At 60.5% G+C, this 18,711-nt stretch carries 17 protein-coding genes; 8 read left to right on the top strand and 9 right to left on the bottom strand.

Annotated elements, in window-relative coordinates; all coding sequences use genetic code 11:
- Positions 1-7: 7 nt before the first annotated feature.
- The 4 genes from B9N93_RS19515 to B9N93_RS19500 form a co-directional block, all read right to left on the bottom strand.
- Positions 8-1,336 (bottom strand): sigma 54-interacting transcriptional regulator, encoded by a 1,329-nt coding sequence (locus B9N93_RS19515; RefSeq protein ID WP_085215880.1) that lies wholly within the window; start codon positions 1,334-1,336, stop codon positions 8-10.
- A 419-nt stretch (positions 1,337-1,755) separates the two neighbouring features.
- Entirely contained in the window at positions 1,756-2,538 is a 783-nt protein-coding gene (locus tag B9N93_RS19510) for an enoyl-ACP reductase FabI (RefSeq protein ID WP_085215879.1), read from the bottom strand.
- A gap of 114 nt (positions 2,539-2,652) precedes the next feature.
- Positions 2,653-4,011: a methyl-accepting chemotaxis protein gene (locus B9N93_RS19505; protein WP_085215878.1), complete on the bottom strand. Its 1,359-nt coding sequence runs from the start codon at positions 4,009-4,011 to the stop codon at positions 2,653-2,655.
- Between the two features lie 196 nt (positions 4,012-4,207).
- Complete coding sequence (locus tag B9N93_RS19500; RefSeq protein ID WP_085215877.1) at positions 4,208-4,642, bottom strand: cupin domain-containing protein; 435 nt, start codon at positions 4,640-4,642, stop codon at positions 4,208-4,210.
- Between the two features lie 357 nt (positions 4,643-4,999).
- Here B9N93_RS19500 and B9N93_RS19495 point away from each other — a divergent pair, with 357 nt between their 5' ends.
- Positions 5,000-6,130, top strand: coding sequence for an ISAs1 family transposase (locus B9N93_RS19495; protein WP_085211327.1), 1,131 nt, complete (start codon positions 5,000-5,002; stop codon positions 6,128-6,130).
- Positions 6,131-6,145: 15 nt separating this feature from the next.
- On the opposite strand, the gene B9N93_RS19490 is transcribed toward B9N93_RS19495, so the two are convergent.
- Entirely contained in the window at positions 6,146-6,772 is a 627-nt protein-coding gene (locus B9N93_RS19490) for a PEP-CTERM sorting domain-containing protein (protein WP_176225338.1), read from the bottom strand.
- Between the two features lie 184 nt (positions 6,773-6,956).
- Here B9N93_RS19490 and B9N93_RS19485 point away from each other — a divergent pair, with 184 nt between their 5' ends.
- The 7 genes from B9N93_RS19485 (at position 6,957) to B9N93_RS19455 (ending at position 16,366) form a co-directional block, all read left to right on the top strand.
- The gene (locus tag B9N93_RS19485; RefSeq protein ID WP_085212632.1) at positions 6,957-7,889 is read left to right on the top strand and encodes a transposase family protein; all 933 of its coding nucleotides are present in this window, start codon (positions 6,957-6,959) and stop codon (positions 7,887-7,889) included.
- Positions 7,890-8,167: 278 nt separating this feature from the next.
- A complete protein-coding gene (locus B9N93_RS19480; RefSeq protein ID WP_085215875.1) occupies positions 8,168-10,345 on the top strand; it encodes an ABC transporter substrate-binding protein in 2,178 nt (725 codons plus the stop codon).
- Between the two features lie 17 nt (positions 10,346-10,362).
- Positions 10,363-11,541 (top strand): AAA family ATPase, encoded by a 1,179-nt coding sequence (locus B9N93_RS19475; protein ID WP_254899440.1) that lies wholly within the window; start codon positions 10,363-10,365, stop codon positions 11,539-11,541.
- Positions 11,542-11,570: 29 nt separating this feature from the next.
- Complete coding sequence (locus B9N93_RS19470) at positions 11,571-12,086, top strand: DUF4276 family protein (protein WP_085216347.1); 516 nt, start codon at positions 11,571-11,573, stop codon at positions 12,084-12,086.
- Positions 12,083-13,972 (top strand): tetratricopeptide repeat protein, encoded by a 1,890-nt coding sequence (locus B9N93_RS19465; RefSeq protein ID WP_085215874.1) that lies wholly within the window; start codon positions 12,083-12,085, stop codon positions 13,970-13,972. The genes B9N93_RS19470 and B9N93_RS19465 overlap by 4 nt, the downstream gene beginning before the upstream one ends.
- A 25-nt stretch (positions 13,973-13,997) precedes the next feature.
- Positions 13,998-14,975, top strand: coding sequence for an ABC transporter permease (locus tag B9N93_RS19460; protein WP_085215873.1), 978 nt, complete (start codon positions 13,998-14,000; stop codon positions 14,973-14,975).
- A gap of 2 nt (positions 14,976-14,977) precedes the next feature.
- Positions 14,978-16,366: an ABC transporter permease gene (locus B9N93_RS19455; protein WP_085215872.1), complete on the top strand. Its 1,389-nt coding sequence runs from the start codon at positions 14,978-14,980 to the stop codon at positions 16,364-16,366.
- Between the two features lie 19 nt (positions 16,367-16,385).
- Here B9N93_RS19455 and B9N93_RS19450 read toward each other — a convergent pair whose 3' ends face one another.
- The 4 genes from B9N93_RS19450 to B9N93_RS19435 all read right to left on the bottom strand — a co-directional run bounded on the left by B9N93_RS19450 (position 16,386) and on the right by B9N93_RS19435 (position 18,580).
- The gene (locus tag B9N93_RS19450; protein ID WP_085215871.1) at positions 16,386-16,757 is read right to left on the bottom strand and encodes a hypothetical protein; all 372 of its coding nucleotides are present in this window, start codon (positions 16,755-16,757) and stop codon (positions 16,386-16,388) included.
- Between the two features lie 85 nt (positions 16,758-16,842).
- Positions 16,843-17,343, bottom strand: a complete 501-nt coding sequence (locus tag B9N93_RS19445; RefSeq protein WP_085215870.1) for a hypothetical protein — start codon at positions 17,341-17,343, stop codon at positions 16,843-16,845.
- 113 nt (positions 17,344-17,456) lie between these two features.
- A complete protein-coding gene (locus B9N93_RS19440; protein WP_085215869.1) occupies positions 17,457-18,104 on the bottom strand; it encodes a nuclease-related domain-containing protein in 648 nt (215 codons plus the stop codon).
- The gene (locus tag B9N93_RS19435) at positions 18,101-18,580 is read right to left on the bottom strand and encodes a GNAT family N-acetyltransferase (protein ID WP_085215868.1); all 480 of its coding nucleotides are present in this window, start codon (positions 18,578-18,580) and stop codon (positions 18,101-18,103) included. Before B9N93_RS19435 ends, B9N93_RS19440 begins: the two co-directional genes overlap by 4 nt.
- Between the last annotated feature and the right edge of the window lie 131 nt (positions 18,581-18,711).

The following is an 18,711-nucleotide window of genomic DNA, read 5'->3' as shown; positions in this document are numbered from 1 at the left end:
GGAAGGCTCAAGCCTTCGGGCCGGGGTGGCTCCTGAGATCGACCCCGAGCTTCCGCATCCTCCGGTACAGGGTCATCCGCGAGCAATTCAGCCGCGCCGCCGCCTCGCTCTTATTCCCCCCCGCCGCCGCCAACGCGGCCAGCAACCGCGCCCGTTCCCCAGTGGATTGGGGGGCCGATTGCCGCAGCGTTTTGGGCAGGTGCTGGGGCAGGAGGCGCGGGCCTTGGCAGGTTTGCAGGGCCACGGCCACGGCCTCGCGCAATTCCCGCACATTGTCCGGCCAATCGTAGGCCATGAGCGCTTCCAGGACGGAAGGGTCCACGCCGGGCGCGGCGTGACGCCACTCGGTGGCGTGCAGATGCAGGAAATGGCGGAACAACAAAGGAATATCCTCGGTCCGTTCGCGCAGGGGCGGCAGTTCTATGGTGGCGGCGTTGAGCCGGGACAGCAACCCCGGATGCAGCTTGCCCGACCTGGCCAGGGTGTCCAACGGCTGGCGGCTGGCGGCGATGACGCGCAGGTCGACCCGGCGCGGGCGGTCGCCGCCCAGGGGGATGACCGCGTGGATTTCGAGGACGCGGACCAATTCGGCCTGGATGGCGGCGGGCAATTCGCCGGGTTCTTCCAGGAACAAGGTGCCGCCGTCCGCCAGCGCCAGGCGACCGGGGAACGGGCGGATCGCCCCCTCGAACGCGCCCCGTTCATAGCCGAACAATTCGCCTTCCAGCAGATGTCCGGGCAGGGTGGTCCCGTTGAAGCGGATCAAGGGACCGGCCCGGCGCTGGCTGGCGCCGTGGATGAGTTCGGCGAACAATTCCTTGCCGGTGCCGGGTTCGCCGGTGATGAAGGTGTGGCAATCGTGGCCCGCGATGCGGCGGGCGTATTCGGCCCGGGCCAGCATGTCGGGGTTGCTGGTCAGGATCGAGGGCATGTCGCGGGGCAGCATACGGATCGGGGCGTGTCCCTGCTCGATATGGTCGATGACCGCCGCGCAGAGGGGGGCGATGGGCGAGGGCCAGGCCAGATAATCCTTGAAGCCCAGCCGCAAGGCCCGGACCGCCCGCTCTTTGGAGTCGGAGGCATCCACCAGGACCAGGGGCAGGCGGGCATCCACCCGCCCGTCCAGCCAATCCAAGGCGTCCGGGTCGGAACCGTGGCCCCCGCCCAGCACGGCGATGCGCCCGCCCGGTTGGGTGGCGAGGCTGTGGAATTCGGTGGCGTGGCGCACCGGACGGATTTCCAAGTCCATTTCCAATAGCCGTTCGCCCAGCGCTTCGGTCAGCGCGGTGTCCAGATTGCCCAATATCGCGAAACCGCGGTCTTTGTCGGCGTCCATGGTGTGTCTAGCTCCGGTTCGAGGGTGGATGAAACCTATGTGGCGTTGTGGCGTCCGCCGCGGCCGATTGTCGGGGGTATGTGATGGAGTTGGCGGTGGAGGTATGCATTATTCTGGTGAAAATATTGGGGGTGGGCGATGAAGCCTTTGCGGCGGGACATATCCTACCGTCGATCATGCCACCCTGGAATACCAGAATTAACAATGCCGGGACGCAATGATGCAATAAGCCGGGGGCGAGGTATTGTTCATATATCGCCCGGCTTTTGTGAATTAGTTCATTGCGCCGCCGGTATTTTTATGCTTTATGGGTATCGGAAATAGGCTGGCCGGCCCGGAATGCGCCGGTTGGGAGGGGAATAAGGCGGGAGCGGGGTTCCCGGTGGCGGCGGGGAACCCCAGGGGCTGGACTTCGGGTTTTACAGTCCCGACAGGCCGACAATGTTGTAACCGCCATCCACATAGAGGATTTCCCCGGTGATGCCGGAGGCGAGGTCGGAGCAGAGGAAGGCGGCGGCGTTGCCGACCTCCTCGATGGTGACGTTGCGGCGGGTGGGGGCGGCTTGCTCGCCCTTGGACAGCATCTCGCGGAAATTGGCGATGCCGGAGGCGGCGAGGGTGCGGATCGGGCCGGCCGACACGGCGTTGACCCGGATGCCCTCGGGTCCGAGCGAGGCCGCCATGTAGCGGACATTGGCCTCCAGGCTGGCCTTGGCGACGCCCATTACGTTGTAATTGGGGATGACCCGCTCGGCCCCGAGATAGCTCAGGGTCAGCAGGGCGCCGTTGCGGCCCTGTAGCATTTTGCGCCCGGCCTTGGCCAGGGCGGCGAAGCTATAGGAACTCACGTCGTGGGCGATTTGGAAATTCTCGCGGGTGACGGCGTCGAGATAGTCGCCCTCCAGCGCGGCGCGGGGCGCGAAGGCCACCGAGTGGACGATGATATCGAGTCCGTCCCAGTGCCGGCCCAGTTCGGTGAATAGGGTCTCGATCTCGGCGTCGCTGCTGACTTCGCAAGGCAGCACGATCTTTGCGCCCAGTTCCGCGGCCAGTTTCTCCACCCGTTCCTTGAGTTTGTCGTTCTGATAGGTCAGGGCGATTTCCGCGCCTTCCCGGACCATGGCTTCGGCGATGCCGTAGGCGATGGAGCGGTTGCTGGCGACGCCGACGACGAGGGCGCGCTTGTTCTGCATGAAACCCATGGTGTTTCTCCGGTGTGTGGGGGTGGAAAGGGGCGCAAGTATCCGACAGCGCCGGAGGGCTGTCCAGTCACGGGGGCGGGGGTTGGCGGGGGCATGGCCGCGCCCCCGCCATGGCTAGCCGCCGAGCGCGGCGCCCAGGCGGTCCAACTGGTGTTTAACCGATTCGGAGAGGGAATCCAGCTGGATCGCCATGGCTTTCGCTTCGGTCTGCCGCCCCGCATGGATCGCCGCGACGATTCTCCGGCCGGTCTCGTGGACCTGTTCATGGATATGCAGCAGGGCTTGGAATTCCGCGAGGTTCCCGAAGCGCTCCCGGCCTGGGCCGTCGTACCATTGCCCCAGCCGGCAAGTGTGGTGGTCGGTTAATTCCTTGGGGTCGAGCGCGCTACCGCCGTCGATCAGCGCCTTGTTGACCTTGGCCACCCACAGGCTATGGTCGCCCTTGGCGATCTTCACCAGCAGGGCCGGGGTTTGCCAGCGTCCCAGCAGGTTGAGTTGCTGGGCGCTGGATTGGACCAGCCGTTCCATCGATCCGAGCATCCCGTCGTAAATACCCTCGACATGGGCGACGCTGGCCGAGAGTTGGTTGATATTACCCGCCATCGCTTGGCTGACCTGGCTTTGCTGTTCGGCGGCGACGGCGATGCCATGGGTCCGGTCGTTGGTGTCGCGGGTGGCTTGCTCGACTTCGGACAGCAGATATTCCAGCCGACCCAAGGTGGCCCCGCCCGCGTTCAGGCGCTCGCGGGTGGTTTCGACCTGGGCGATGACCTGGCCGGATTGCTGGCCGACCGACGCCGCCACCTTGTCGATTTCCTGCGCGGCCTCCGCCGAGACGTTGGCGAGCTTGCGGATTTCGTCGGCCACCACCGCGAAGCCGCGGCCATGTTCCCCGGCCCGCGCCGCCTCGATGGCCGCGTTGAGCGCCAGCAGGTTGGTTTGCTCGGCGATGTTGCGGACCCGCGCCGTGAATTCGCCGATGCTGCGGACCTCCTCGACGAAGTGCTTGAGGGCGTCGCCGGTCTGGCGCACCGCGCCGGTCAGGCCGTTCATCTCGGCGATCAGCACATCGATTTCCCGGCGGCCCTGGTTGGAGTAATCCAGGCTTTTGCCCGCGCATTCCGATGAGAATCCGGCGTTGCGGGCGATATCGTCGGCGGTGGTGGACATCTGCTCGATGGCCGAGGCCAGGCTCTGGGTCATCGTGTTGACCTGGCGGAGCTTTTGGTGGAAATCGTGCCCGGAAATCTGTGCCTTGGCGATCAGCGCCACGGTGTCGCTGGTGTGGTCGGCCAGGGCCAGCAGGCGGTGGCCGGAGTCGGCGATGGCGTTCAAGGTATCCGCGAACAACACCGACTCCCGCCGGTGTTCGGCCATGGCGTTCCGCAGCCGGGCTTGGTCCATCGCCAACGCGGCGTCGATGAGTTGCTTGGCCGTCTCTGGGGCGTTTTTGAAAAACAGGGGGAAACTCATGGCTGCCTGTGCGGGTAAGTGCCTGACGAAGGCCGCGATCGGCCCGGTGGCGAGGGCTGGCCGCCGCCCGCCGGGGGCGGGCTCGAAGCGGCCGCTTCAATCCAAAATATAGCCAGGAATCGGGGGAACGGGAGGCGGGATGCCGGAGGGCGGGGCATGGCCGGGCGGTTGCCGATGGACTCCGGCGGCTTACCGGCTACAGGCTGTTTTGCTGGGCGAGCAACTGGGCGAAATCTTCCAGTCCCAGCGTCCCGACGATATTGAAGTCGTCGTCCAGTACCTCGAACAAAACGCCCGCTTCGCCGCGGATACTGTAGACGACCACGGCCCCTTCCGCGCCCCCGCCTTCGCGGTGTGGCTCGCCCGCTGGACTGGCAGTGTAACTTCCCACAGGGCGCACTTCTTTCAAGCCGCCATCGGGCTCATAGAGCCGGTGTTCGCCTTGCAGTACAAAGGTATGGGTCAAGGCCCGGTGGCGGTGCAGGAAGATGGATTGGTTGGGGTCGAATTTGACGATGAAATCGACCGTTTTGAGGGGGATATTCACGTCGAACAGATAGTATGTGAAATGCTCGAAATCCCCCAGTTTTTGCCAGCGGATGTTGTGGTCGTCGAAGGTATGGGTGGTCATGGCGTGGGTTCCTTTGATGTATCTAGCGGTTTGGGTTGCGGGCGGTGATTGGTTTTATTGGCGCGGATTCATCCGGTATCGGAGACCGATTTGCCTGCCTAATTGATATGGCCGGGCCTAGGCCGCTTGCTGTTCAAGGAGGCCGACCGGATGGTGTGGTGTTTTGGTTTTGGTGGGTGGTTTCACGGGGGGGCGTCATAGTGGAGGACGGGGCGGAGCGGAACCCACCGGGCCGGACGGGTTCCGGTGGGTTCCGGTGATGGCCTTAGGTGCCAGGGCAATCGCACGAAGGAAAGCTTGACAGCATAGGGCCATAAGTGGTTGATGGCGGGTCTTTGCCTTGGACAAGGAGCCCCGATGGAAACCGCCGAGAAGAAGCCGCTGCTGGAGCATTTCGCCGACCTGGAAGACCCGCGCACCCGCCAATCCCGACATGATTTGAAGGAGTTGCTGCTGGTGGCGGTCTGCGCGGTATTGAGCGGAGCGGACGGCTGGGCGGCGGTGGCGTTGTGGGGCCGGGCCAAGCTGCCGTGGCTGCGGCGGTTCCTGCCGTTCGAGAACGGGGTGGCCTCGCACGACACGTTCGGACGGGTGTTCGCGCTGCTGGACGCGGCGGGATTCGAGGAGCGGTTCATCGCCTGGATGGGCGGGGTGTGCGGGGCGCTGGCGGGGCTGCAAGTGGCCATCGACGGCAAGACGGCCAAGCGGTCGAAGTCGGCGGGCGGGAAGGCGCTGCACTTGGTGTCGGCGTATGCCCATGGGCTTGGGCTGGCGTTGGGGCAGGTGAGGACGGCGGAGAAGTCGAACGAGATCACGGCCATCCCGGAGTTGCTGGACGCCCTGCTGCTCAGGGGCTGCGTCGTGACCCTCGACGCCATGGGCTGCCAGAAGGCCATCGCCGCGAAGATCGTGGGGCAGGAGGCCGACTACGTGCTGAGCGTGAAGAACAACCAGCCCGGCCTCGCGGCGGCCCTGGACGGCTTCTTCGACGAGGGCGGGCGCGACGGTTGGGAAGGCAGGCCCCACACCCACGCCGAATGGGTGGAGAAGGACCATGGCCGGATCGAAACCCGCCGCTGCGTGGTCGCAGAGGATGTGGACGGACGGGTGGACCGCGCCGACTGGCCGGGGGTCAGGACGCTCGCCATGGTCGAGGCCATCCGCGAGGTGGGCGGGACCACCAGCCGCGAGCGGAGGTATTACATCAGTTCGCTGAGCGTGGACGCCGCCCGTATGGGCGAAATCGTGCGGGGACACTGGGGCGTGGAGAATGGCCTGCACTGGTCTTTGGATATTGCCTTCGGCGAGGACCAGGCCCGGATGCGCGAGGGCAACTCGGCGGAGAACTTCTCCATCCTGCGCCGCATCGCCCTCAACCTGCTCCGCCAGGACAAAACCACCAAGGCCGGCATCAAGAACCGGCGGTTGCTGGCCGGATGGAACGACGAGTACCGCCAACATATCCTCGGAATTCAAACACTTGCTTGATGCGATTGCCCTGCCTTAGGTGCCAGCCACCGCTTGCCGTCGGCGGAACCCATAGGCGAGGCCGATCCCCATCAGCAACAGCGTCGAGGGTTCCGGCACCGACGCTTGCTGTACGCCGAAGGTCAGGGCATCGAGACCCCCGGTCGCGTTGGAAACGCCCGTGATCGATAGCGAGGTGATCGGCCCGGTGAATTGCAGTATCCCATTGGTATAGGTGGCGAAACTGCCGGGGGTGGTCAGGGTGGTGGAGGTCGAACTGACGCTGCTATTGCCGGTCAGGATCGTGAAGGCATGGTTGAAGGTGAAGGTCGGGCCGCCGCGCCAACTCGCCTCGTAAAGCAGCAAATCCGTCACCGGCGAGGCGAAGGTGATGCTCCAATTGGAGCCATCGGCGTAATAGAGCGCCTGCTGGCTGGATGCCAGGGCGTAGCCCGTGTAATTCGACCCCGAGAGGTTTGCCGAGGTTAACCCGGTGCCGCCGGTGAAACTGAACGCGACGCCATTGAGGGTGCCGCTGGAAGTGTTCGACCAGGACGCGCCGATGACGCCGGCCTGGGCGGCGGGGGCCGCGGCAAGCCCGGCGGATAGCAACGAGGCGCGCGCCGCGGCGAGCGCTGCGGCGCGCGGAATGATTCGGGACATGATGGTTTTCTCCAGGGTTGGATTCGTTAGGGAGAGATTGTTGCGAATAGGTGTCATTACCCACGCCGGTATTAGAGATGTTCCCAAGGCATCATAAATATTCTGTTCATAATTGTTACTGCAAGGTCCGCAGAGTAAGATCAATCGCAATTCCCCACGAATCCTTTTTAATGGTGCTTCCACAATGATCTTTAGCAGCCTTGACGACATCGGCAATGATCGTGTTTGCAAAGCCTTGACCGGACTTACCAAAGATCAGTTCAAGCATTTACTTCTGTCTTTTGAATCAACTTATCGTGACCAGTACGGTGGCCCTTCGCTCGACGCGCCTAGCCCCGCTTTCCCAGGCTATCTATCTAGCTTTGGACACCGGCTGTTTTTTGTCCTTTATTACTTGAAAAACTATCCCAGTTACGACGTACTGGGCTATCTCTTTGGTTTCAGTGGAGGCCATGCTTTCGATCATTTAGAAACACTGCTGCCCATCCTTCAAGCGAGCCTAGCCCATCTGAAAACACTTCCCGAACGTTCGGTCAAGACGGTTGAGGCGCTGGATAGACTCCTTGAAAAACAACCTACTATCATCATTGATGGCACGGAGCGGGCGACCCTCAGGCCCCAGGATAAATCCCAACAAGAGCAACGCTACAGCGGTAAAAAAAAACATCACGGCGTTAATAACCTAGTGATTGCCAACCCCGCCAAGAAAATCCTATTCCTTAGCTCCACCGTGCCGGGAAGCGTCCACGACTATGCCCTGTTTAAGACGGAATTTCCGCCCGCCTTGCCATGGTTTCAAAAGCAACTTATCGAGGTTGATCTCGGATTCCAAGGCATTAAAAATGATTATCCCCACGCACGGGCCATTCAAATCCCCCATAAAAAGCCAAAGAAGTCCAAAGCGAATCCTGATCCGAAATTAACACCAACACAGAAGAAACATAATCGGAAGCTTGCTAAAACCCGCGTGGCTGTTGAGCATGCCATCGGCGGGATGAAATGTCTGCATAGTTTAGTACATCGCTCAAGAAACCATCTGGCACATTTATTAGATACCTTCATTTATATTGGTGCTGGCCTCTGGAATTTTAAATTATCATTAAAAACAATAGGTTAGCTTGGGAACATGTCTATTAGGATACATTTGCCGATAAAATATCTCAATTTAAGCGGGTTCACCCAGCTTGGAGCAACCACGGCACCATGCTATGTAACCAATTAGCCGTCTTATTTCCTAGGCGCACCGATACGTCATTATCCATCGGTACCGCCCGCCCCCCAAGGTTATTTACGGCCAAACTTTAACCTTCGCAAGTAAAGGGTTATACCAATGGACCTCGCCGCCTTGCTTGTATAATGCCCCGTCCACCTCCGCCCACCCAAGACCCCGGACCTATGCCCAACGCCCGTGCCTCCTGGCTAGCCCTGAGCTGCCTCCTCGCCGCCTGCGGCCACCCGCCCAACAACCCCTATCCGGCGGAAGACCATGGCCGCAACATCCTGTACACCTCGTTCGAGGAGCGCCCCAAACACCTGGACCCGGCCCGCGCCTATAGCAGCAACGAATACGAGATCATCGCCCAAGTCTACGAACCCCCGTTGCAATACGCCTATCTCAAGCGCCCCTATCAACTCGAACCCCTGGCGGCGGCGGAGCTTCCCGCCGTCGGTTATTTCGATCAGGCCGGCAATCCCCTGCCCGATACCGCCCCCGACGACCAAATCGCCTACAGCGTCTACGACCTGCGCCTCCGCCCCGACCTTGCCTTCCAGCCGCATCCGGCCTTCGCTCGCGACCCCGCCGGCGCTCCCCGCTACCACGCCCTGACGCCGGCCCAACTGGGTGACATCCACACCCTGGCCGATTTCCCCGAAACCGCCAGCCGCCCCGTCACCGCCGAGGATTTCGCCTACCAAATCAAGCGCTTGGTCCACCCGGAAGTGCATTCGCCCATCGCCGAACTGATGCAGGGCTATATCGTCGGCCTCAAGGATTTGGGCGAACGCTTGGCCGCGGCGCGGGCGGCGCAGCCCGACAAATCCGCCTGGCTGGATTTGCGGAAATTCCCGCTGGAAGGCGTGGAAGTGATGGACGCACACCGTTTGAAAATCCGCCTACAAGGCAAATATCCGCAATTCCGGTTTTGGCTGGCGATGCCGTTTTTCGCGCCCTTGCCATGGGAGGCCGACGCCTTCTATGCCCAGCCGGGTTTGGCGGAAAAAAACATCAGCCTGGATTGGTATCCGGTCGGCAGCGGTGCTTTTATGCTGGCCGAAAACAATCCCAACCGGCGCATGGTACTGACGAAGAATCCCCATCATCACCCCGAGTTCTACCCCGCCGCGGGCGAACCGGACGACGTGGCGGCGGGGTATCTCCAGGATGCTGGAAAACCCTTGCCCTTTATCGACCGGGTGGTGTTCGTGCTGGAAAAGGAAACCATTCCCTACTGGAATAAGTTCCTCCAAGGTTATTACGATGCCTCGGGATTGGCTTCCGATAATTTCGACCAGGCTATCCAGTTTTCCGGCCAGGGCAGTGCCGAGCTTACGCCCGAGATGCGCGATAAGGGGATTCGCTTGCGGACGGCGGTAGAGGTTTCCACGATGTTCTTTGGGTTCAATATGCTCGATCCGGTGGTCGGTGGTTTGAACGAAGCCCAGGCCAAGTTACGCCGCGCTATCAGCATCGCTATCGACCAGGAGGAATACATCGCCATCTTCAGGAATGGTCGCGGTATTCCAGCCCAAGGTGCATTGCCGCCGGGCTTGTTTGGCTTCGTGGAAGGCGAGGCGGGCATTAATCCTTATATTTATGATTGGGAAAATGGTGCCGCCCGCCGCAAGCCCATCGAGGCGGCGAAAAAATTATTGTCCGAGGCCGGATATCCCAATGGGGTTGGAACTGACGGCAAGCCTTTGGCTTTATATCTCGACGTGCGGGCGGTCGGGCCGGATGATAAATCGATGTTGGATTGGTATCGCAAGCAATTCGAGAAGCTGGGTATCCAGCTCATCATCCGCAATACCGATTACAACCAGTTCCAGCAAAAAATGAGCAATGGCAATGCCCAGATGTTTATCTGGGGATGGAATGCGGATTATCCAGACCCGGAGAATTTCTTGTTCTTGTTTTATGGCCGCAATGCCAAGGTGGGCAATGGCGGGGAAAACGCGGCCAATTATCAAAATCACGGGTTTGATAAATTATTCGAGCGGATGAGGAATCTCGATGATGGACCGGAGCGGTATGCTTTGATCCAGGAGATGCAGGAGATTTTGCGACGGGATTCGCCTTGGGTTTTTGGCTTCCATCCTAAAACCTATGCTTTATCCCATGGCTGGGTGGCCGCTAGGAAGCCCAATATGATCGCCAATAACGGCATGAAATATCTCCGCATCGACGCCGCGCAGCGGGAAAACAAGCGGGCGGAATGGAACCGGCCTTTATACTGGCCCTTGGCCTTGGTGCCGGTGGGTTTGGTGCTGGCGGTGTGGCCGGCTTATAGGGTTTATCGGCGGCGGATGCGGGCGGTGGTGGCTTGTGATTTTCCACCGGAAAACCAGGAATAAGCTTGCGGGAGAGCGTTATGTTGAATATGCAGATCGAGGCTATTGAAATCCGCAATTACCGGGTGTTCCGGCAGGTGGTGATTAAGGATTTGCCGCGCCTGACCGCTTTGGTGGGGCCGAATGGTTCCGGCAAAACGACTTTGTTCGATGTGTTTTCCTTTTTGAAGGATGCTCTGACCCATAATATCGCCAAAGCGGTAAGTAAACGGGGTGGATTCCGTGAATTGGTCAGTCGGGGTGAGGCAGGGCCAATTTTTATAGCAATTAAATTTAGAGAAACTGGTAAGAGGCTTGCAACTTATGAGCTTTCAATCGCGAACGATAAAGGGTTACCAGTGGTCGAGCGTGAGATTTTGAAGTTTCGGCGTGGTCAGCATGGAAAACCATGGCATTTTATCGATTTCTCCCGCGGTCATGGTGTTGCGATCACGAATGAAACCGAATATGGTAAACCGGGTGCTAAGGAAGAGCGTAAAAGTTATGTGTTGGATGAGCCTAATGTTTTGGCAATTAAAGGTTTAGGTCAATTTAAGGAATTCCGAGTGGTTTCTGAGTTTCGTAACTTAATTGAAAATTGGCATATCTCGGATTTCCATATAACCGAAGCCAGGGTCAGCGCCGAAGAGGGCTATTCCGAACATTTATCCACGCGGGGCGATAATGTCGCCCAGGTGGCCCAATTCCTCTACGAATATCACCAGGATAGGTTTGAGCAAATTCTGGAGGCCATGAAGCGCCGGGTGCCGGGGGTCGAGAAGGTTGAGGCCAAACCTACCGAAGATGGACGTTTGGTCTTGCGTTTCCAGGATGGCGCGTTCAAAGACCCTTTCATCGCCCGCTATGTTTCGGATGGCACGATCAAAATGTTCGCCTATCTGGTGTTATTGCACGATCCCAAGCCTTTTCCTTTGCTGGCGGTCGAGGAGCCGGAAAACCAACTTTATCCCGAGTTGCTGCCCGCCTTGGCCGAGGAATTCCGCGCTTATGCCAAACGGGGGGGGCAAGTGTTCATATCCACCCATTCCCCGGATTTTTTGAATGGCTTGAAACTGGATGAAATCTATTGGCTCGCCAAAAGAAATGGCTTTACCGAAGTCCACCGTGCTTCCGATAGCGAGTTGTTGCGGAATCTCTACGAAGAGGGGGATTTGCCTGGTGCTTTATGGAAGCAAGGCTTGTTCGGGACACGGATATGAGGCTGGTTTTCTTGTTGGAAGAACCTTCCATGAAGATTTTGTTGGAAGGGCTGTTGCCCCGTTTGTTTCCCGGCTTGGATTTTGTGCTGGTGCCGCACGAGGGCAAGCGCGATTTGGAAAAGAGTATTCCGCGCAAGCTCAAGGCTTGGAACGATCCCAAGGTCCGGTTCGTCGTGGTGGAGGATAACGATGGCGGCGATTGCTCGGGTTTGAAATCGAAGCTACGGTTTTTGTGCGAGCAGGCGGGGCAGTCCGATACCTTGGTCCGTATCGTCTGCCAGGAGCTCGAAGCTTGGTATTTAGGCGAGCCAGAAGCGCTGGCCGAAGCCTATGGCAATCCGAAACTGGCGAAGCTGGCCGCGAAGGCCAAGTTCCGCGAACCCGACGCGCTGATCAAACCTTCGGTCGAACTCGAACGGCTGGTGCCCGAGTTCCAAAAGTTGGCCGGTGCCCGCCTGCTCGGGTCCAGGTTGACGGAGACCCGCAACCGCTCGCCGAGTTTCCGCTGTTTCATCGCTGGCGTCGGGCGCATGGTGGAACCATGATCGAGCCAGCCATCGCCCTCTACCAAGCCGCCCGCTTCCAGGACGCCCTGGACCTTGCGCGTCAAGCCTTGGCCCAGGTGCCCGAGGATGTGGCTTGGCTCAATATCGCCGCCGCTTGTGCCCGCGCCCTCGGACTGCACGGCTCCGCAGAAGCCTATTGGCGCGAGGCGATCCGGCTGCGGCCCGCTTATGCCGAAGCCCATAACAACCTGGGAATCTTGCTCAAGGAACTGAAGCGTCCCGCCGAGGCCGAAGCCTGCTATCGCGCCGCCATCGCCCTCCGGCCCGATTATGTCGAGGCTCACCATAATCTGGCCTTGCTCTTGACCGAAGCCGGGCGGCGCGGAGAAGCCGAAGCCTGTTACCGCCGCGCTTTGGAATTCCGGCCCGATTCCACCGGGATCGGGCTCAATCTCGTCGCCTTGTTGCAGGAGCGCAGGGATTGGGACGAGGTGGTGGCCTGTTGCCAGCGCGTGTTGGAGCGGCAACCCGGTTGCGCCGAGGCTTATAACAGCATGGGTTTGGCGCTGAAGGAGCTTGAACGCCACGGAGAAGCCGAGGCCAGCTATCGGCAAGCCCTGGCCCTGCGCCCCGATTATGTCGCCGCGCTGGGCAATCTCGGCGGGATGTTGAACGGACTCAAGCGGCGGGACGAGGCGGAACCCTATTTGCGGCAGGCCATGGCGCTGAATCCCAATATCCCCGAGGTCCATTACAACCTGGGGGTATTGTGCTACGGGGCGCGCCGCTACGATGAGGCCGAGGCCTGCTACCGGCGGGCGTTGGAACTGCGGCCCGGCTATGTCGGGGCCGAGTGGAACCTGAGTGCCTTGCTGCTGCTGTTGGGCCGGTTCGAGGAGGGCTGGCGGCGCTACGAAATCCGCTACCATGCCGACCGTCACGGTGGCAAGGCGGCGGTGCCGGACCTGCCGTGCCCGCCATGGCGCGGCCAAGCCTTGGCCGGGAAATCCCTGGTGGTCTGGCCGGAACAGGGTTTTGGCGACGCTATCCAATTCTGCCGCTATTTGCGACCGCTCAAACGCTTGGGCGCGGCGCGGATCACCCTGGTGTGCAAGCCGCCGCTCCTATCCCTGTTGCGAACGCTGGAAGACGCGGATGCCGTGGTGTCCCTGGCCGAAGCGGCCCAACTGCCGCCCCATGATTATTGGATGCTGGCCCTCAGTGCCCCTTTGTATTGCGGCACCATCGCCGTCGAACTCATCCCCGCCGAACTGCCCTATCTCAGCGCCCCGCCCGGACGGTGCGACCATTGGGCTTCCAAACTCCGCGCCTTGACCGGCAAACGGGTGGGGCTGGTCTGGAAAGGCAGCGCCACCAATGGCAACGATGCCCACCGTTCCTTGCCCGGCCTGGACCTCCTGGCTCCGTTGTGGCGGGTGCCGGGGGTGTCGTTCGTCAGCCTGCAAAAGGGCCAGGCCGAGGACGAAGCCGCCGCACCGCCCCGAGGCCAGCCCTTGCTCGCCCTGGGCGGGGAAGTGCGCGATTTCGCCGACAGCGCCGCCGTGTTGGTCCAACTCGATTTGCTCATCAGCGTCGATACCGCGACCGCGCATCTGGCCGGGGCTTTGGGCGTGCCGTGCTGGGTGATGCTGCCCGCCGAAGGCTTGGATTGGCGCTGGTTGCTGGAACGCTCCGATTCGCCCTGGTATCCGGGAGCCTTGCGCTTGTTCCGGCAAGCGGTGCCGGGCGATTGGGGGCCGGTCATCGCGGCGGTCGCGGCGGCATTGCGGGATTTCCAGCCGGGTTCCGCCTCCCCTCCGCGGTGGGAGGCGGAACCCCTCGCGGCCCGCTTGGCCCGTTTGTCCGCCGCCGATTTCGAGTTGGTCCGCGCCTTGGTGGATCGTTTGGCCGACCCCGGCGCGTAGCTGAATCCTTCCTGGAAAACCCACCATGCTCCATTACATCCTCCGCCGCCTGCTCTACGCCGTCCCGCTCTTGCTCGGCATCAACCTCCTGACCTTCCTGCTGTTCTTCGTGGTCAACACGCCCGAGGACATGGCGCGGATGCATCTCGGCCAAAAGCATGTCACCCCCGAGGCCGTGCAGAAATGGAAGCGCGAACGCGGCTACGACCTGCCCTTGTTCTGGAACGATCAAGCCCAGGGCGGCGGACAAGCCACCCAAACCATCTTCTACCAGAAATCGCTGGGCCTGTTCCTGTTCCGCTTCGGGCGTTCGGACGAGGGCCGCGATATTGGCGCGGATATCCGGCAGCGCATGTGGCCTTCGCTCGCCATCGCCGTGCCGTCCTTGCTGGCGGGGCTGCTGGCCGATATCAGCGTGGCCTTGCTCTTGGTATTCTTCCGGCTCACTTATCTGGAATTCTGGGGCGTGGCCTTATGCGTGGCCGCGATGTCGGTTTCGACCTTGTTCTATATCATCGGCGGCCAATATCTCTTGGGGAAGCTCTTGCAACTCACGCCGATTTCCGGCTATGACACCGGCTTGGACGCCGTGCGTTTCATTATCCTGCCGGTGGTGATCGGCGTGGTGGCGGGAATAGGTTCCGGGGCGCGCTGGTATCGGACCCTGTTTCTGGAAGAAGTGGAAAAGGATTATGTCCGTACCGCCCGCGCCAAGGGTTTATCCGAGCCGCAGGTCTTGTTCCGCCATGTGCTAAAAAATGCCATGATCCCGATTTTGACCGGCGTGGTGGTGGTTTTGCCTTTGTTATTCACCGGCAGTTTGATGACCGAATCGTTTTTCGCCATCCCCGGTTTGGGCAGTTATACCATCGACGCCATCGCCCAGCAGGATTTCGCCATTGTGCGGTCGATGGTGTTCCTGGGTTCGGCGCTGTATATCCTGGGATTATTGCTGACCGATTTATCTTATACCCTGGTCGATCCCCGTGTGAGTTTGGGATGAATATGCCGGTTTTCCTCGCCACCGACCTCCTGTTTTTCCTGTTATTGCTGGCCCTGGGCGCGGCGGTGTTCCATGCCGCCCGGCGCGAGCCTTTGCGGCGGCCCTGGCGCAAGGTCGCCCGCAATCCCGCCGCCATGGTGTCCTTGGTCATCCTGCTGGCGTTCCTGGCGCTGGCGGTGCTGGATTCGATCCGCTTCCCGCCCAAGGCGGCGGACGGTGTGGCCCAGTACCGCAACGAGCCGGCGAGCCTCTTGGACCTCTGGCTCGCGCCCCTCAAATCCCGCACGGAAAAGACCTATTCCGCGCCGCTCGCGGCCTACGCCTACGCCAAGGAAATGATCCGCGAACCCGGCGGCGGCGAGCGCTGGGATTATCCGCGCTTGCGCCATGGCGGTGCCCATCTGGCCGACCCGGAGCGCGAGCGCCTGGCCGATATCCTCGCGACCGGGGCCAAGGGTTTGGCCGAAGGTTTCGCGCTGTGGTTGCTGCCGCTGGGGCTGGGCTTGGCGGGGTTATATCGGCGCGACCGGGCGGGTTGCATGGAACGCCTGTCCGCCCTGCTGCGTGGCCAAGGTGAAGTGCCGTGGCGGGCCATCGGCCTGACCGTGTTGGCGCTCTGCCTCCTGGGCGGTGCCGTGGGCGAACTCGGCCTGAAATACCATGTGCTGGGCACCGGCAAGGTCGGCGGGGACGTGCTGTATCAAAGCCTCAAAAGTATCCGCACCGGCCTGTTGATCGGCACGCTGACCACGTTCGCCACCCTGCCACTGGCCTTGGGTTTCGGTATCCTGGCCGGGTATTTCCGGGGTTGGGTGGACGATGTGATCCAGTATCTCTATACCACCTTGAATTCCATTCCCGGCGTATTATTGATCGCCGCCGCCATGCTGGTGATGCAAGGCTATATGGCCCGGCACGAGGCGGAATTCGCCAGTCTCGCGCTGCGGGCCGATTTCAGGCTGTTGGCGCTGTGCCTGATCCTGGGAATGACTTCCTGGACCGGGTTATGCCGCTTGCTGCGGGCCGAGACATTGAAACTGCGGGAATTGGAATATGTGCAGGCGGCGCGGGCTTTGGGCGTGGGGCGGGGCATGATTTTGCTGCGGCATATCCTGCCCAATCTGTTTCATTTGGTCTTGATTTCGGTGGCCTTGGATTTCAGTTCGCTGGTGCTGGCCGAGGCGGTATTATCCTATATCAATATCGGGGTCGATCCGAGCATGGATTCCTGGGGCAATATGATTAACGGGGCGCGGCTGGAAATGGCCCGCGATCCGGTGGTGTGGTGGTCCTTGGCGGCGGCGTTCGGGTTTATGTTCGCCTTGGTGTTGTCGGCCAATTTGTTCGCGGATGCGGTAAGGGATGCGTTCGATCCGCGGCGGGGGGATTGAAGGGGATTTGGATACCCGCTCATTTCTCGCCCCGCTTCGGCTTCGCATAAATCTCAGACCCCTCCTCGATCCGCCCCAAGCGCACCAAACGCGCCGTGATGCCCCCCCGCGAGCGCCCATGCCATTTCGCGATTTCCTTGATATCGATACCCGAATCGAAGGCGGCGAGCAAACGCCGTTCCTCGTCGGGGGTCCAGGGTTGGCCGGCTTGCGCGGGAACCAGGTTCCGGTTTTCCAGCGCGAGTATTTCCAAGCCCTGGGCACCCATCAGCAAAGCCAGCAAGACCCGCGGCGCACGGAATATCACATCGTCCGGCAAGGCGGTTCCGGTCACGGGGTCGATGCCATGGGCGAGGTTTTCCAGGATGAACTGGGCTTCTTTGGGAGTCATCGGAACTCGGTCCGGTCAAGGCGGAATTTAAAAAACACGGTATAGCCCCATGATACCCCCATAGTGCCGGGAATGCCGGACTATTTTAGGGTGCCGCCGCGCCGGGTTCGGACCAGTGGTAGAAATGTTGGATTACCAATTGGTCCGGCCTGCATCGCAATTCCTCCCGCCAATGGACTTGGCGCGTACCGCGCATCAGCACGCCATCGCCGGGGGCGATAGGAACCGAAGCGACCTGGTAATCCAGCCCTTGCGCGGAGATCGGCCATTCGACCTCGGCGAAACTGCATACCGATAAGGTCCAATCCAGGCCGGGGCGGTCCACATGGGGTTTGAGATAAGCCCCTTTGAAATAGATTCGGCTATAGGAATTGGCCCGGACGGCGGCGGGACCGATAATAGGGCGCACCTGGCGCTCGACCGTATCGTAGAATTCATCGACCTGGGGAATATCGCCCAGGCCGCAGCAATCCCGTACATAATTATCCTGGGTCCAATCCAAGCGGCCCGAGCGCAACAAGGCGATCAAAGCGTTATTCAAGAAACCGCACTGGGCCGGATTGAGGATAGCATTGAGGTAGTGCATGGATCGATTCCATGGGGCGGATTGAAAGGGGAATAGCCAGGGTTTTTCCGGTCCGGCTTTGGTGAAGTTTGGAATATCGGGGCCGGAGTGGTCTGGATAACACCGGGCCGGTGTCAGCGTATTCTACGCGCTTTGCGGTTCTTATGGCGCTGTTCGAGTTGCTTCACATGCGCCCGTTGGGTTGCCAACGAGGGTCTTAATCGCCGTGCCTTGATGGCACGGACCATGGCATCGACTTCGCTTGGGCTGAAGAGTCGCGCCTGTTTCGCTTGGATATAACGGATATATCCATCGGCCTGGGTGACGTTATCCGGCATCACGGTTTTGAAGCGGCTATTGCCCACGAAAACGATGACCGAATGGATTTTTGCGTGGGGTATGCCTAATAAGGCGGCGAGCGTCTGGGTATGCTTATAGTTTTGGCGTAGCGGGTTCTGGAAGGCGAAGGTCTTGCTATAGAGTTGCTGCGTCCAGGTGGCTTGATCCGGGTCGCCGAATATCCAGCCACCAAAATTCTTGGTCTCCACCACGAATATCCCGTAGCGGGACACGAAGATATGGTCGATCTGGGTCGTCCCGTCGTGGGTGGGTAAGGTCACGTTATGCAGGGCTTTATATTCGCTTCTACTCAGGAATAACCAAGCCGACCACCGGACCCGGAACTCCCCGGCAAATCCTTTGAAGCCTTTGCTGCGGACGAGGACGCGGGTTAATGCCAGGACGGGTAATAATCCCAGGATAACCGTGAAGATCGCCGTCATAAAACCACCTTGAGCTTGCGTCCGCCGGTGATGGCGAAGCCTTGGTTTTGGTAGAAGGCCAAGGTTTTATCGAACTGGGGTAGGGGCGGCGTGGTGACTTCCAGGCGTTTCCAACCGCGGGCATGAGCCAATTCCCGCGCTTGTTCGAGTAAACGCCGACCCAAGGTTTGCGAGCGGAAACCGGGGCGTACGAATAATTCCGCAATCGTGCCGAAAGTACCTTCGGCATAAAGGGCGCGGCTTTCGTAGAGCGCGATGAATCCCGCCGGATTTCCATCCACGGTTCGGGCGAGGAAGACGAAGTATTGATCCTGGGCGATGAAATCTTCGAGCCGCGCCGTGGTTTCGGCGAGATCGAAATTGAAGGCTGGGAGGTCTATCGCAGCCATGATTTCCCGGAGTAATTCGCCCACCAGGGGGGCGATTAATGGGGCGTCGTGCGGGGCCGCGCGCTGGATGGAACAGTTTGCCGTCATCGTCGAATCCTTGTCTTATCGTTCGGTTGCCGATGAATCCGCCCGTCGCCTAAAACCCAAACACAGGATGGCGGGCAAGAACCATGATGGAATGGTGTTATAGCACATCCCGGTGGCGATAAAGTATTGGG

Origin of the sequence: Methylomagnum ishizawai, from assembly GCF_900155475.1 — a bacterium.
Taxonomy (GTDB): domain Bacteria; phylum Pseudomonadota; class Gammaproteobacteria; order Methylococcales; family Methylococcaceae; genus Methylomagnum; species Methylomagnum ishizawai_A.
The sequence above is the reverse complement of the archived record's forward strand: the minus strand, read 5'-3'. Positions and strand labels throughout refer to the sequence as shown.

Excerpts from the sequence above, each read along its gene's own strand:
- B9N93_RS19495 (WP_085211327.1), top strand. The coding sequence starts at position 5,000 with ATGGAAACCGCCGAGAAGAAGCCGCTGCTGGAGCATTTCGCCGACCTG.
- B9N93_RS19500 (WP_085215877.1), bottom strand. The coding sequence starts at position 4,642 with ATGACCACCCATACCTTCGACGACCACAACATCCGCTGGCAAAAACTG.
- B9N93_RS19465 (WP_085215874.1), top strand. The coding sequence starts at position 12,083 with ATGATCGAGCCAGCCATCGCCCTCTACCAAGCCGCCCGCTTCCAGGAC.
- B9N93_RS19490 (WP_176225338.1), bottom strand. The coding sequence starts at position 6,772 with ATGTCCCGAATCATTCCGCGCGCCGCAGCGCTCGCCGCGGCGCGCGCC.
- B9N93_RS19510 (WP_085215879.1), bottom strand. The coding sequence starts at position 2,538 with ATGGGTTTCATGCAGAACAAGCGCGCCCTCGTCGTCGGCGTCGCCAGC.
- B9N93_RS19515 (WP_085215880.1), bottom strand. The coding sequence starts at position 1,336 with ATGGACGCCGACAAAGACCGCGGTTTCGCGATATTGGGCAATCTGGAC.
- B9N93_RS19475 (WP_254899440.1), top strand. The coding sequence starts at position 10,363 with ATGTTGAATATGCAGATCGAGGCTATTGAAATCCGCAATTACCGGGTG.
- B9N93_RS19460 (WP_085215873.1), top strand. The coding sequence starts at position 13,998 with ATGCTCCATTACATCCTCCGCCGCCTGCTCTACGCCGTCCCGCTCTTG.
- B9N93_RS19485 (WP_085212632.1), top strand. The coding sequence starts at position 6,957 with ATGATCTTTAGCAGCCTTGACGACATCGGCAATGATCGTGTTTGCAAA.
- B9N93_RS19455 (WP_085215872.1), top strand. The coding sequence starts at position 14,978 with ATGCCGGTTTTCCTCGCCACCGACCTCCTGTTTTTCCTGTTATTGCTG.
- B9N93_RS19445 (WP_085215870.1), bottom strand. The coding sequence starts at position 17,343 with ATGCACTACCTCAATGCTATCCTCAATCCGGCCCAGTGCGGTTTCTTG.
- B9N93_RS19505 (WP_085215878.1), bottom strand. The coding sequence starts at position 4,011 with ATGAGTTTCCCCCTGTTTTTCAAAAACGCCCCAGAGACGGCCAAGCAA.
- B9N93_RS19470 (WP_085216347.1), top strand. The coding sequence starts at position 11,571 with ATGAAGATTTTGTTGGAAGGGCTGTTGCCCCGTTTGTTTCCCGGCTTG.
- B9N93_RS19435 (WP_085215868.1), bottom strand. The coding sequence starts at position 18,580 with ATGACGGCAAACTGTTCCATCCAGCGCGCGGCCCCGCACGACGCCCCA.
- B9N93_RS19440 (WP_085215869.1), bottom strand. The coding sequence starts at position 18,104 with ATGACGGCGATCTTCACGGTTATCCTGGGATTATTACCCGTCCTGGCA.
- B9N93_RS19450 (WP_085215871.1), bottom strand. The coding sequence starts at position 16,757 with ATGACTCCCAAAGAAGCCCAGTTCATCCTGGAAAACCTCGCCCATGGC.
- B9N93_RS19480 (WP_085215875.1), top strand. The coding sequence starts at position 8,168 with ATGCCCAACGCCCGTGCCTCCTGGCTAGCCCTGAGCTGCCTCCTCGCC.